The 12,912-nt window shown below is 70.5% G+C and carries 11 protein-coding genes and 1 tRNA gene; 3 read left to right on the forward strand and 9 right to left on the reverse strand.

The window, feature by feature from the left end:
- Positions 1-52: 52 nt before the first annotated feature.
- From ACWEEU_RS13875 to ACWEEU_RS13890, 4 genes are all read right to left on the reverse strand, one after another.
- Positions 53-1,516, reverse strand: a complete 1,464-nt coding sequence (locus ACWEEU_RS13875) for a GH1 family beta-glucosidase (protein ID WP_385741441.1) — start codon at positions 1,514-1,516, stop codon at positions 53-55.
- Positions 1,517-1,632: 116 nt separating this feature from the next.
- Positions 1,633-2,532: a carbohydrate ABC transporter permease gene (locus tag ACWEEU_RS13880; RefSeq protein ID WP_385741444.1), complete on the reverse strand. Its 900-nt coding sequence runs from the start codon at positions 2,530-2,532 to the stop codon at positions 1,633-1,635.
- Positions 2,529-3,551, reverse strand: a complete 1,023-nt coding sequence (locus ACWEEU_RS13885) for a carbohydrate ABC transporter permease (RefSeq protein WP_451731886.1) — start codon at positions 3,549-3,551, stop codon at positions 2,529-2,531. The genes ACWEEU_RS13880 and ACWEEU_RS13885 overlap by 4 nt, the downstream gene beginning before the upstream one ends.
- Positions 3,548-4,867, reverse strand: coding sequence for an ABC transporter substrate-binding protein (locus tag ACWEEU_RS13890; RefSeq protein ID WP_385741450.1), 1,320 nt, complete (start codon positions 4,865-4,867; stop codon positions 3,548-3,550). Before ACWEEU_RS13890 ends, ACWEEU_RS13885 begins: the two co-directional genes overlap by 4 nt.
- A gap of 399 nt (positions 4,868-5,266) precedes the next feature.
- Between ACWEEU_RS13890 and ACWEEU_RS13895 the strand changes: the two genes are divergently transcribed.
- Both ACWEEU_RS13895 and ACWEEU_RS13900 read left to right on the forward strand, forming a co-directional pair.
- Positions 5,267-6,325, forward strand: a complete 1,059-nt coding sequence (locus ACWEEU_RS13895; protein WP_451731889.1) for a LacI family DNA-binding transcriptional regulator — start codon at positions 5,267-5,269, stop codon at positions 6,323-6,325.
- A gap of 202 nt (positions 6,326-6,527) precedes the next feature.
- Complete coding sequence (locus ACWEEU_RS13900) at positions 6,528-7,043, forward strand: DinB family protein (protein WP_385741453.1); 516 nt, start codon at positions 6,528-6,530, stop codon at positions 7,041-7,043.
- Positions 7,044-7,186: 143 nt separating this feature from the next.
- Here ACWEEU_RS13900 and ACWEEU_RS13905 read toward each other — a convergent pair.
- From ACWEEU_RS13905 to ACWEEU_RS13920, 4 genes are all read right to left on the reverse strand, one after another.
- A tRNA-His gene (locus tag ACWEEU_RS13905) sits at positions 7,187-7,259 on the reverse strand.
- A gap of 94 nt (positions 7,260-7,353) precedes the next feature.
- Positions 7,354-7,956, reverse strand: a complete 603-nt coding sequence (gene orn / locus ACWEEU_RS13910; RefSeq protein WP_385741456.1) for an oligoribonuclease — start codon at positions 7,954-7,956, stop codon at positions 7,354-7,356.
- Between the two features lie 106 nt (positions 7,957-8,062).
- Positions 8,063-9,292 carry a helix-turn-helix domain-containing protein gene (locus ACWEEU_RS13915; protein ID WP_451731893.1) on the reverse strand — a complete coding sequence of 410 codons (1,230 nt, stop codon included), beginning with the start codon at positions 9,290-9,292 and terminating at the stop codon, positions 8,063-8,065.
- Positions 9,293-9,670: 378 nt separating this feature from the next.
- Entirely contained in the window at positions 9,671-9,973 is a 303-nt protein-coding gene (locus ACWEEU_RS13920) for a hypothetical protein (protein WP_385741462.1), read from the reverse strand.
- A 368-nt stretch (positions 9,974-10,341) separates the two neighbouring features.
- On the opposite strand from ACWEEU_RS13920, the gene ACWEEU_RS13925 reads away from it, so the two are divergent.
- Positions 10,342-10,869: a universal stress protein gene (locus tag ACWEEU_RS13925; protein ID WP_385741464.1), complete on the forward strand. Its 528-nt coding sequence runs from the start codon at positions 10,342-10,344 to the stop codon at positions 10,867-10,869.
- Between the two features lie 225 nt (positions 10,870-11,094).
- On the opposite strand, the gene glmS is transcribed toward ACWEEU_RS13925, so the two are convergent.
- Positions 11,095-12,912: a glutamine--fructose-6-phosphate transaminase (isomerizing) gene (gene glmS, locus ACWEEU_RS13930; protein WP_451731897.1), complete on the reverse strand. Its 1,818-nt coding sequence runs from the start codon at positions 12,910-12,912 to the stop codon at positions 11,095-11,097.

Raw genomic sequence — 12,912 nt, forward strand, 5'->3', positions numbered from 1 at the left:
TACGGCCCCGCGCAAACCGCGCAACTCACGCAACCCGCGGAACCGCCCGGGCTCAGCCCGCCGACTCCACCGCCGGCAGCGCGCCCGTCCGCGCCACCTCCGCGTACCAGCGCGCGCTCGACTTCGGCGTGCGCTCCAGCGTCGCGTAGTCCACGTAGACCGCGCCGAACCGCTTCTCGTAGCCGTAGGACCACTCGAAGTTGTCCATCAGGGACCACAGGTAGTACCCGCGCACGTCGGCGCCGTCGGCGAGGGCGCGGCGCACGGCGGAGAGGTGGCCGTGCAGATAGGCGACGCGCTCGGGGTCGTGCACCCGGCCGTCCGCGTCGGGCTTGTCGTCGTAGGCCGCGCCGTTCTCGGTGATGTAGAGCGGCAGTCCCGGCGCCTCGCGGGTGTAGCGCATGAGCAGGTCGTACAGGCCGCTCGGGTCGACCGTCCAGCCCATCTCGGTGCGCTCGCCGGGGGTCTGGTGGAAGAGGACGTCGTCGGCGGCGGGCCAGGGGGAGTGCTCGCTCGCGCCGTGGCCGTCGGCGCGCGGGCCCTTCAGCTCACCCTCCGCGGCCGAGACGAGGGCGGGGCTGTAGTAGTTGAGGCCGAGCGCGTCCAGCGGGGCGTTGGCGGTGCGCAGGTCGCCGTCGAGCACGAAGGACCAGTCGGTCAGCCGGGAGGTCGCCTTCAGGAGCGAGTCCGGGTAGGCGCCGCGCAGCAGCGGGCCGTGGAAGACGCCGTTGGCGAGGTCGTCGATGCGACGGGCCGCTTCGAGGTCGGCCGGGCTCTGCGACAGCGGGCGTACGACCGCCGAGTTGAGGCTGATCGCGACCTTGTTGCGGGCCGGCATCGCCGCGCGCAGCGCCGATGCGCCGAGCCCGTGCGCGAGGTTGAGATGGTGGGCCGCCTTCAGGGTGGCCACCGGATCGGTGCGGCCGGGGGCGTGGACGCCGGAGCCGTAGCCGAGGAAGGCGCTGCACCAGGGCTCGTTGAGGGTGATCCAGTTCTCCACGCGGTCACCGAGCGCCTCGCCCACCAACTGCGCGTACTCCGCGAAGCGGTGGGCGGTGTCGCGCTCGGGCCAGCCGCCCGCGTCCTCCAGCTCCTGGGGCAGGTCCCAGTGGTAGAGGGTGACGGCGGGCTGGATGCCCTTCTCCAGCAGCTCGTCGACCAGGCGGCGGTAGAAGTCCAGGCCGATCTGGACGGCCGGGCCGCGCCCGGTCGGCTGCACGCGCGGCCAGGAGACGGAGAACCGGTAGGCGCCCAGGCCCAGGTCCGCCATGAGGGCCACGTCCTCGCGGAAGCGGTGGTAGTGGTCGACGGCGGTGTCACCGGTCTCCCCGCCCGCCGTCTTGCCGGGCGTATGGCTGAAGGTGTCCCAGATCGACGGCGTACGGCCGCCCTCGCGCACCGCCCCCTCGATCTGGTACGCGGAGGTCGCGGCGCCCCAGAGGAAGCCGGGCGGGAAGGTGACCGGAGAGGCGGCGGGGGAGGTGACCGGAGAGGCGGTGGGGGAGGAGTCGGGCATGGAAGCGCTCCCATCGAGAGTCGGGAAGACCGAGGGTCGGCAAGACCTGGGGGAACCTGAAGGGAAGGGGGGAAGGGGCCGGGGCGACGCTGACCCGGCCCCTGGAGGAAAACCGGTCAGCCCTTGATCGCGCCCTGCATGATGCCGCCCACGATCTGCTTGCCGAACAGCAGGAAGGCGACCAGCAGCGGCAGCGTGCCCAGCAGTGCGCCCGCCATGATCACCGACTGGTCCGGGACATAGCCGGTGCCGAGCGAGTTCAGGGCCACCTGCACGGTGGGGTTCTGCTGGTTGAGCGCGATGATCGGCCACAGGAAGTCGTTCCAGGCGAACACGAAGGTCAGCAGACCGAGCACCGCCATCGCGGGCCGCGCGGCCGGGAAGACCACGTGCCAGATGATCCGCAGACTGCTCGCCCCGTCCACCCGCGCCGCCTCGATCAGCTCCGTCGGCAGCGCCTGCACCAGGTACTGCCGCATGAAGAACGTGCCGAACGCCGTCACCAGGCTTGGCAGGATCACCGTCTGGAGCTGGTTCGACCAGCCGAAGTCGCTCATCCACAGATACAGCGGGACGACCGCGAGCTGCGGCGGGATCATCATCGTGCCCACGGTCAGCAGGAGCAGCAGCCCCGAGAAGCGGAACCGCAGCTTGGCGAAGGCGAACCCGGCCAGCGTCGCGAAGACCACCGTGCTCACGGTGATCGTGCTCGCCACCAGCAGCGAGTTGAGCATCGCGGTGCCGAGCCCGGCCTGCTCCCAGGCCGCCTGGAGGTTCTTGAACAGATTGCCGCCGAACCACAGCGGCGGCGGGGTCTGCGCGAGCCGTCGGTCGGTGCGCGAGGCCGCGATCGCCGTCCACACCAGCGGCGCCAGCGAGATCAGCGCGAAGACGGTCAGCGCCACGTACGTCACCGGGCCCGCGTGCAACTGCTTGCCCGCGCCCGTGACCCGGCGCCGCCCGGGCGACGGCACGGGCTTCGCCGCCTTCGGCAGGGTCAGTTCACTGGTGGTCATTGGGACTTCCTCAGCCATCGGGTGAACAGCAGGTTGACCGCCGCGACGATCAGCAGGATCAGGAACATCGACCATGCGATGGCGGACGCCTTGCCGAGGTTGCCGATGATCCAGCCCTGGTCGTACATGTACAGACCGAGCGTCTGGTACTGGTGCTCCGAGCCGCCCTTGGACCCGCTGACCCCGCCGAACAGCAGCGGCTCACCGAAGAGCTGGGTGGAGCCGATGGTGGAGACGACGATGGTGAACAGCACCGTCGGCCTGAGCTGCGGGATGGTCACGTGCCGGAACTGCTGCCAGCGGTTGGCTCCGTCCAGCGCCGCCGACTCGTACAGGTCCGCCGGGATCGCCTGCATCGCGGCCAGATAGATCAGCGCGTTGTAGCCGGTCCAGCGCCAGATGACGATCGTGGACACCGCGAACTGCGAACCCCAGTCGGACTCGCGCCAGTTGACCGGGTTCACGCCGAAGAAGTGCAGAATCCAGTTCACCATGCCGCCGTCCCACGAGTACAGCAGCGTGAAGACGAGCGTCGCGGCCGCGACCGAGGTGGCGTACGGCGTCAGCATCACCACGCGCCACACGGTCGAGCCGCGCAGCTTGTAGTTCAGCATGTGGGCCAGCCAGAGCGCCGCCAGCAACTGGGGGACCGTGGAGATCACACCGATGGTGAAGGTGTTCTCCAGCGCGTTCCAGAAGAACTCCGAGGACAGCAGGTTGCGATAGTTGGCGAGACCGGTCCAGGACTGGTGGTCGAGCGCCGAGAGCTGTACGTCGTGCAGCGAGTACCAGGCCGTGTAGAGCAGCGGGACCAGGGTGAAGGCCGCGAACAGCAGGAAGAAGGGGGACACGAACGCGTACGGCGACGCCTTGGTGTCCCAGCGGTAGAGCCGGCTGCGCCAGGAGACGGGCGCGGCCGGCGCACCGCGGTCCCGAGCGCCCCGGGCCGCGCCCGGCGGGGTGCCGGGCGCGGCCTCGGCGCTCGACGCGGGATGCGCGAGAGCCTCTTTGGACGTCACTGGCCGAGCACGTCCTTGATCTCGGCGGACGCCGCCTTCCAGCCCTCGGCCGGGGACTTGCCCTTCTGCTCGACCTGGAGGATGCCGATGTCGCTGATCGCGCCGTCGATCGGCTTGTCCTTCGGACCGAGCGGCTGGGCCGGGATGGTCTTCGCGGCGTCGGAGAAGATCTGCGTGAGCGGCGCGTCCGAGAAGTACGCGGTGGTGTCGGCCGCGGGCTTCAGGTTCGCGTACGCCGCCGGGGTGGACGGGAAGCTGGCCTGCTTGGCGAAGACCTTGGCCTGCTGCGCGGGCGCGGTCAGCCACTTCGCCAGGGCGACGGCCTCCTTCTGGTGCTTGCTCGCGGTCGGCACGCCGAGGAAGGAGCCGCCCCAGTTGGACGCCGCCGGAGCCGGCGCCACGTCCCACTTGCCCTTGCCCGAGTCACCGGACTTCTGCTCGATGTAGCCGATCATCCACGCCGGGCAGGCGACCGTGGCGAAGGAGGCGTTGGCGAAGCCGTTGTCCCAGGTCGGGTCGAACTGCTTCAGCTTGGCGGACATGTTGCTGGTCGCCACGCTCATCGCGGCGTCCCACGCGGCCTTCACACCGGGGGACTTGTCCCAGACGACCTTGCCGTCCTTGTCGTAGTTCCGCTCGGAGGCACCGCCCACCGCCGCGTTGTACACCGAGGCCGCCGAGTCGACGTACTTGGTGCCCTTGGGCGCCTTCTTCATGTACTTCTTGCCGAGGTCGACGTACTTCGACCAGTCGCCCTTCCACAGCTCGGCGAGCTTGGTGCGGTCGGTGGGCAGACCGGCCTTCGCGAAGAGGTCCTTGCGGTAACAGACCGCCATCGGGCCGGTGTCCGTGCCGAGACCGATGAGCTTGCCGTCCTTGGTGGTGGCCTGGGCGAGCTTCCAGTCCAGCCACTGGGACTTGTCGACGTCCTTGCCGAGGTCGACGAACTTGTTCGCCTGCGTCTGCACGGCCTCGGTGATGTTGCCGACCTCGATGGCCTGGATGTCGTCGGTGCCCGCGCCCGCCTGGAGGCGGGTGAGCACCTTCGGCCAGTACACGTCGGTACGGGTGGTGACGTTCTCCTTGATGGTGATGTCCGGGTGGAGCTTCATGTACTCGTCGTACAGGCCGGCCTGCTTGTAGCCGAAGACGCCGAAGGTGCCGACGGTCAGCGTGGTCTTGCCGTTGCCACCGCCGTCCGCGTTCGACGAGCCGTCGTCCGAGTCCTTGGAGCAACCGGCCAGCAGCCCCGTGGTCAGCGCGGCGGCGGCCATCAGGGCCACCGTTCCGCGAGACCTGCGGATGCTCGTGCGCATTGCGTCCTCCTGTTGCCTGACGTGCCGACCCCCCGGCCAACTGCATGGAACTACTGCTGGAGCTGGGCCCGTTCGTACGCGCTGCGGCTCGGGCGGGGAACGTGCGGGATGTGTAGGTGTCAGGTACCGTGGGAGCGCTCCCACGAGTGATGTGTTGAAGGGTCGTCCGTCCGGGGCGGGGTGTCAAGGGAGTGCGCACGCCCAAGTCCGTTCAGTTATCGGGCTGTTAATTAGTCCGGCGCGACGACGCGGAACGGGCGTCCGGTGGTGGTGCCGCGGGGCACTGTTACATTCCAGGCCGGGAGCGGGTACGACCCGCGGTACGGGTCCTCGGTGGACGGACACGGCCTGCGCGGCGGGCTGTTGACAGAGGTGTACGGGTCGGGAAAGGCGGAGGCCATGGCGAGCCACGGAGCGCGGGGCGGCCGGAGCGGGGGGCGGCCCACGCTCGAGGAGGTGGCCGCCCGAGCCGGGGTGGGCCGGGGCACGGTCTCCCGGGTGATCAACGGTTCGCCCCGGGTCAGCGACGCGACCCGCGCCGCCGTCGAGGCCGCCGTCGAGGAGCTCGGCTACGTTCCCAACACCGCGGCCCGTGCCCTCGCCGCCAACCGCACCGACTCCATCGCGCTGGTCGTCCCCGAGCCGGAGACCCGCTTCTTCGCGGAGCCGTACTTCTCCGACATGCTGAGCGGGGTCGGCGCGGAACTGGCCGACACGGAATGGCAGTTGCTGCTGATCTTCGCGGGCAGCGACCGCAAGCGGCAGCGGCTCGCGGACTATCTCTCCGCCCACCGCGTCGACGGCGTCCTCCTGGTCTCCGTCCACGCCGACGACCCCCTGCCCGACCTCCTCGACCGCCTGGAGATCCCGGCCGTGATCAGCGGCCCCCGCTCAGCGGGCGAGACCCTCCCCTCGGTCGACTCCGACAACTACGGCGGCGCCCACTCGGCGGTCTCCCACCTGCTCGCCCGCGGCCGCCGCCGCATCGCCCACATCACTGGCCGTCCTGACGTGTACGGCGCCCAGCGACGGGTGGACGGGTACCGGGACGCGCTGCGGTCGGCGGGGGTGACCCCGGACGAACTCCTCGTGGAACCGGGCGACTTCACGGAGGACGGCGGCCGTCGCGCGATGACGGCCCTCCTGTCCCGCCGCCCCGACCTGGACGCGGTCTTCGCGGGCTCCGACGTCACGGCCGCCGGCGCCCGCCGCGTCCTGCGCGAAGCGGGCCGCCGCATCCCCGAGGACGTGGCCCTGGTCGGCTACGACGACTCCGCCATCGCCCGCCACATGGACCCACCCCTCACCAGCGTCCGCCAGCCCATCCAGGACATGGGCCGCGCGATGATCGGCCTCCTCCTGGAAGAAATCGCGGACCGCCGCCCGGCAGCCGCGCGCGGGCTGGAGCGACGGCACGTGGTGCTGCCGACGGAGCTGGTGGGCCGGGAGTCGGCGTAGGGCCTGTCTGACAATTCCCGTCGTCGCCCGGCAGACGAGAATTGTCAGACAGGCCCTGGGGTCCCCAGGACGACCGCCACCCCCGTCGACCCGGCGAGCATCCTTACCGGGAGCCGTGGAACTGGCGACCGGGACCCGTGGAACCGACGCTCGGCGGACGAACTCAGTCGACACGCGCCCCCCGGCGCGTCACACTCGCCCGGTGACCCGACGAACCGACACGCCCCCCACCTGGGACGAGCGTGCGCAGCTCACCACCTTCCTCGACTACGCCCGGGACACCGCGCGGGCCAAGTGCGAGGGGGTGTCAGCCGAGGACGCGCGGAAGGCGCCGCTGCCGGGGTCGCCGTTGATGACGCTGTGCGGGCTGATCAGCCATCTGCGGTGGGTGGAGTACTACTGGGTCCAGGTGATGTTCCTCGGGGAGGAGCTCCAGGGGCCGCTGGCCGACGCTACCGAGGAGGATCCCGACCCGGAGATGCGGACGGCGGTCGACGTTCCGCTGGCGCGACTGCTCGCCGAGTACGAGGAGCAGGGCGACCGTTATCGCCGGCTGGTGTCCGAGTACGAGCTGGACGCGAAGGCGAAGCGGCCCCTCGGGGACGGGCGGCACGTCGATCTCCGGTGGGTGATCCTGCACCTCATCGAGGAGACGTCCCGGCACAACGGCCATCTCGATGTGGTCCGGGAACTCCTCGACGGGCGGACCGGCGCCTAGGCACCGTCCGGCGGCGCACGGAGCGGACGCTGGCCAGGCGGCGGCTTCGTGCGCACATGACAGGGAGGGTGGCGGGGTGGCCGTCCGGTGCGGAAACGACTTGGGGCCGATCCGTCGAAACGGATCGGCCCCAAGTCCATCAGGGTGAGTGACGGGACTTGAACCCGCGACATCCTGGACCACAACCAGGTGCTCTGCCAGCTGAGCTACACCCACCACGACCGGCGGTTGAACTTGTCGTTCCCCGACCGGCCGAGAAGAAGTCTACAGGGTTCTCGGGGGTGCTCGCGCACACGTTTCCGTGCGGGGGCTACTGCCGGGGCAGGACGTACTTCGCCGCGATCGTCTTCGCCGTCTCCGAGTCCGGCCCGGGCTGGGGGACGAAGACCGCCTCGCGGTAGTAGCGCAGCTCGGCGATGGACTCGCGGATGTCGGCGAGCGCGCGGTGGTTGCCGTTCTTCTCCGGGCTGTTGAAGTACGCCCTCGGGTACCAGCGCCGGGCCAGCTCCTTGATCGAGGAGACGTCCACGATGCGGTAGTGGAGGTGCGCCTCCAGCGTCGGCATGTCGCGCAGCAGGAAGCCGCGGTCGGTGCCGACCGAGTTGCCGCACAGCGGGGCTTTGCCCGGCTCCTTGACGTGCTCACGGATGTAGGCGAGCACCTGCTCCTCGGCGTCGGCCAGCGTCGTACCGCCGGCCAGCTCCTCCAGCAGGCCGGACGCGGTGTGCATCTGGCGCACCACCTCCGGCATCGTCTCCAGCGCGGAGTCCGGCGGACGGATGACGATGTCCACGCCCTCGCCGAGCACGTTCAGCTCGGAGTCGGTGACGAGGGCGGCCACCTCGATGAGCGCGTCGTCGGACAGCGAGAGGCCGGTCATCTCGCAGTCGATCCACACCATGCGATCGTTCATGTGTCTCACCTTACGGTGAGCCGACCCCACCTGAACCCGGCCGTGCCCCAGGTATGGGAGAGGGGAGGAGGCGTGTGACTTCCGCCTCCTCCCCTCCCTCCACAGCTCAGACCCCGCCCCGCGCCCCCGGCAGCAGACTCACCGCGCCCGCCGCGTGCCTGCGGCTCTGGAGCGGGACTCCCCCGTCACGCTCCGAACGCTCCGAGTGCAGTACGGCGGGCACCTGACCGACCACGCCATGGCCGGCCAGACCGACCGCGGCACCGGGCACCCCGGGCGGCGGCAGCGGCGACTCCTGCTCGACCGGACGTTCGCCCTGTGGCCTGCGGGCCCGGTAGGCGGCCCGGTAGGCGGCGGGCGACGAGCCCAGCTGACGGCGGAAGTGCCCGCGCAGCGCGACCGGTGAGCGGAAGCCGCACCGGCCCGCCACCTCGTCCACGGAGTAGTCCGAGGTCTCGAGCAGCCGCTGTGCCTGGAGCACCCGCTGGGTGATCAGCCACTGCAGCGGCGCGCTGCCGGTGAGCGAGCGGAACCGCCGGTCGAACGTACGGCGGCTCATGTAGGCGCGTGCCGCCAGCGTCTCCACGTCGAACTGCTCGTGGAGGTGTTCCAGCGCCCAGGCGACGACCTCGGCCAGCGGGTCGGCGCCGATCTCCTCGGGTAAAGACCTGTCGAGATAGCGCTCCTGACCGCCACTGCGGCGCGGCGGGACCACCAGACGCCGGGCGAGTGCGCCCGCCGCCTCGTTGCCGTGGTCCGTCCGCACGATGTGGAGACAGAGGTCGATCCCGGCCGCCGTCCCCGCTGAGGTCAGCACGTCGCCGTCGTCCACGAAGAGTTCCCGCGGATCGACGTGCACCGACGGATAGCGCTTGGCCAGCGTCGGCGCGTACATCCAGTGGGTGGTCGCCGGGCGGCCGTCCAGCAGGCCGGCCGCGGCCAGGACGAACGCCCCGGTGCACAGGCCGACGATGCGGGCCCCCTCCTCGTGCGCGCGGCGCAGCGCGTCGAGCGCCTCCTCCGGCGGTGGGGAGGTGATCGAACGCCAGGCCGGTACGACGACCGTCCCCGCGCGGGAGATCGCCTCCAGGCCATGCGGCGCGGTGAGTTCCAGGCCCCCTGTGGTCCGCAGCGGGCCGTCCTCGCCTCCGCACACCAGCAGTCGGTAGCGCGGTACTCCGGCGTCCTGGCGGTCGATCCCGAACACCGAAAGCGGTATGGAACTCTCGAAAATGGGGCCGCCGCTGAACAGCAGCACCGCGACGATCTCCTTGCGGCGTCGCCCGGCGAGCTTCCGGGCTGCGGCATCCGGCGCTGCGGTGGAGTCGTGGCTCATACTGCTAAGCCCCCCTCGGTGGTCGCGGCTCCTCGGTTGTGTCGCTCCTGCACGTTTCCCCTCGGTCCTGCACGAGTCCCCCGCCGTAAGACAGTCAAGATCGAATCTACTGGCTGCCGTGGTCTGCCGGTGGCCAGTTCTCTACGTCACGCATTGTCGACATGACAACTTGGCGTGAAGCATTCGATCACGAAGGGTTGCACTCGTGGGCCGCGCAGGGAAGTACGCCTCGGCGCGGTGGCCAAACCGCATAGGGTGCGTGGGGTCTCGTGGACCCTGTTTGTGCAGGTGGAACGGGGGATGAGGGGTGGTTGCGACCCCTCCGGAGCGATATTCAGAAGTTGGCTGAAAAGCAGCGTTCCGAGGCGCGGAAACCGGTCAGTCAACCGGTGTCTGTCGTTCCGCCTTCGTCGCGGCGCGCTCGAAGTGGCGCAGCAGGACCCAACACGCTCCCGTCACGCCGGTGAGCCCCAGGCCCGCGCCGGCGGCGGTCACCGGCGGGGTGCCGCACCACAGCAGGACGACGGGGACGAGCAGGCACCCGAAGACCCCCCAGCCGATCAGGTCACGCACGGTGTCCGGCGCGGAGGAGCCGGACGGAGCGGACCGCGCCGGCGATCCGCAGGGCGCCGACGACTCGGCGCGCGGTGCGGCGGCGGCACGGGGCCGTGGTGCGGGCATCGGGATGCTCCCTGGGGGCAGCGGTTCACGGGGTTCAACGCGGCCGCGCCCGCTCGGTCACCCGCCGGGCCCGGATTTCCGTACAACGGTCACCCGTCGGCCCCGGGCGGGTCCCGCGCACGTCCGCCAATCCCGCACAAAACCGCGTGTATGGGGCAGCGACCATTGCGCCCCGGGCGTCGCTCGTGCATTCTCCGGGGAACCCCCTGGGGCACCCCGGAGGGCCGCTCACGGAGCGTGCGGGAGATCTGGGCCCGGGAGGCGTGCCGCCGTACCCTTGGGGGTATGGGCTTGGGAAGACGAATCCCGGACACAGCTCCGCCGCACGATGTCCCCCTCCCATAAAGGATCACGACGCCGAGACAGCCATGGCCGGTCACGAATTCTTCGAACCCGCGGACCGCAAGCGGCCGGTTGCCGAACCGACGGCGGCCGAACCCCTGGCGGCGGAAGAGGCACGCCCTTCCTGCGATCCCGCCTTCCAGCACGGAGTGGTCGTCGGCTTCGACGGCTCCACCTCCAGTGAGCGCGCCCTCGCCTACGCGATCGGCGTGGCCCGGCGATCCGGCTCCGGCCTGATCATCGTCCATGTGGCCAACCGGCTGCCCACCACCGTGTGGGCGGGCTGCGAGCCGCCCGTCTTCGTCGACGTCCCCGACCACCGCACCGAGGTCCTCGGTCTCGAGCTGGCCTGCGCGGACCATCTCGCCGAGGTGCCCTGGATCCTGGTCGAGCGCGGCGGCGACATCTGCCACGAACTGGAGGAGGTCGGGCAGGAGTACGAGGCGGACGCGATCGTGGTCGGCTCGACCCACGGCCTGGTCGGCCGGCTCTTCGGCTCGGTGGCGGGACGGCTCGCCAAGCGGGCCCGCCGTCCGGTGATCGTGATCCCCTGACGTCCCGTGAGGGCGCGCGCCGCGGCGCGCAACCTCAACGCGCCTGCCAGTGCGCCGGGTTGAACAGTCATCCAGGTGTCCGGAAGCCCCCGGCGGGGCATGCATCCCGCCGGGGGCTTCGGTGCGTGTCGCAGTGCCGGCGGGTGACGGCCGCCGGCCGAGGGGGCGGCACGGAATGGACCCCCGCGTCGGGCACGTAGGGGTCCGTTCTCCGAGACGGGTGGACTACTCCACCGTCACCGACTTCGCCAGGTTGCGCGGCTTGTCGATGTCGCGGCCCAGGACCTTCGCCGCGTGGTAGGCGAGGAGCTGGAGCGGGATGCCCATGAGGATCGGGTCCAGCTCGTCCTCGTTCTTCGGGACCACGATGGTGCGGTCCGCCTTCTCCTGCTCCTGGTGGGCGACCGCGAGGATCTGACCGCTGCGGGCCTTGATCTCCTCGAGCGCGGCGCGGTTCTTCTCCAGCAGGTCGTCGTCGGGGACGATGGCGACCGTCGGCAGGGCGGGCTCGATCAGGGCCAGCGGGCCGTGCTTCAGCTCGGAGGCGGGGTACGCCTCGGCGTGGATGTAGGTGATCTCCTTGAGCTTCAGGGAGGCCTCGCGGGCGACCGGGTAGCCCCGCACACGGCCGATGAAGAGCATCGAGCGGCTCTGCGCGTACTCCTCGGCCAGCTCGCGGACCTGCTCCTCCTGCTTGAGGATCTCGGCGATCTGGGCGGGCAGCTTGCGCAGACCTTCGATGATCCGCTTGCCGTCGCGCACCGAGAGGTCGCGGGTGCGGCCGAGGTGCAGCGCGAGCAGCGCGAAGGCGACCGTGGTGTTGGTGAAGCACTTGGTGGAGACCACGCACACTTCGGGACCGGCGTGCACGTAGATGCCGCCGTCGGCCTCGCGGGCGATGGCCGAGCCCACCACGTTGACCACACCGAGGACGCGCGCGCCCTTGCGCTTCAGCTCCTGCACCGCGGCCAGCACGTCGTACGTCTCACCGGACTGGGAGACCGCGACGTACAGCGTGTCGGGGTCCACGACCGCGTTGCGGTAGCGGAACTCGGACGCCGGCTCGGCGTCGGCGGGGATGCGGGCCAGCTCCTCGATCATCTGGGCGCCGATCATGCCCGCGTGGTACGAGGTGCCGCAGCCGAGGATCTTCACGCGGCGGATGCGGCGCGCCTCGCGGGCGTCCAGGTTGAGGCCGCCGAGGTGCACGGTGGAGAAGCGGTCGTCGATGCGGCCGCGCAGCACGCGGTCCACGGCGTCGGCCTGCTCGTGGATCTCCTTGTGCATGTAGGTGTCGTGGCCGCCCATGTCGTAGGAGGCGGCCTCCCACTCCACGGTGGTGGGCTCGGAGCTGGTCCGGGTGCCCTCGGTGGTGTAGGTGCGGAAGTCGTCGGCCTTCAGGGTGGCCATCTCGCCGTCGTCCAGGGTGACGATCTGACGGGTGTGGGTGACCAGTGCGGCGATGTCCGAGGCGACGAACATCTCCTTCTCGCCGATGCCGAGCACGACCGGGGAGCCGTTGCGGGCCACCACGATGCGGTCGGGGAAGTCGGCGTGCATGACGGCGATGCCGTAGGTGCCCTCGACGACGCGCAGCGCCTCGCGGACCTTGTCCTCCAGCTTCTCGGCCGCCGAGCGGGCGATCAGATGGGTGAGGACCTCGGTGTCGGTGTCGGAGAGGAACTCGACACCGTCCGCCTCCAGCTTGCGGCGCAGGTCGGAGGCGTTGTCGATGATGCCGTTGTGGACGACGGCGACCTTGTCGTCGGCCGACATGTGCGGGTGGGCGTTCACGTCGGAGGGGGCGCCGTGGGTGGCCCAGCGGGTGTGGGCGATGCCCGTGGTGCCCTTGAAGCGCGCGGGGACCTTGGCCTCCAGGTCACGGACCCGGCCCTTGGCCTTGACCATCTTCAGGGCGGCCGACTTCGGGGAGGACACGACGATGCCCGCCGAGTCGTAGCCCCGGTACTCCAGGCGCTGGAGACCCTCAAGCAGCAGCGGAGCGACGTCCCGCTTACCGATGTATCCGACAATCCCGCACAT

Source organism: Streptomyces sp. NPDC005004 (assembly GCF_053600675.1).

Excerpts from the sequence above, each read along its gene's own strand:
- ACWEEU_RS13875 (WP_385741441.1), bottom strand. The coding sequence starts at position 1,516 with ATGCCCGACTCCTCCCCCACCGCCTCTCCGGTCACCTCCCCCGCCGCC.
- ACWEEU_RS13880 (WP_385741444.1), bottom strand. The coding sequence starts at position 2,532 with ATGACCACCAGTGAACTGACCCTGCCGAAGGCGGCGAAGCCCGTGCCG.
- ACWEEU_RS13890 (WP_385741450.1), bottom strand. The coding sequence starts at position 4,867 with ATGCGCACGAGCATCCGCAGGTCTCGCGGAACGGTGGCCCTGATGGCC.
- ACWEEU_RS13895 (WP_451731889.1), top strand. The coding sequence starts at position 5,267 with ATGGCGAGCCACGGAGCGCGGGGCGGCCGGAGCGGGGGGCGGCCCACG.
- orn (WP_385741456.1), bottom strand. The coding sequence starts at position 7,956 with ATGAACGATCGCATGGTGTGGATCGACTGCGAGATGACCGGCCTCTCG.
- ACWEEU_RS13915 (WP_451731893.1), bottom strand. The coding sequence starts at position 9,292 with ATGAGCCACGACTCCACCGCAGCGCCGGATGCCGCAGCCCGGAAGCTC.
- ACWEEU_RS13920 (WP_385741462.1), bottom strand. The coding sequence starts at position 9,973 with ATGCCCGCACCACGGCCCCGTGCCGCCGCCGCACCGCGCGCCGAGTCG.
- ACWEEU_RS13925 (WP_385741464.1), top strand. The coding sequence starts at position 10,342 with ATGGCCGGTCACGAATTCTTCGAACCCGCGGACCGCAAGCGGCCGGTT.
- glmS (WP_451731897.1), bottom strand. The coding sequence starts at position 12,912 with ATGTGCGGGATTGTCGGATACATCGGTAAGCGGGACGTCGCTCCGCTG.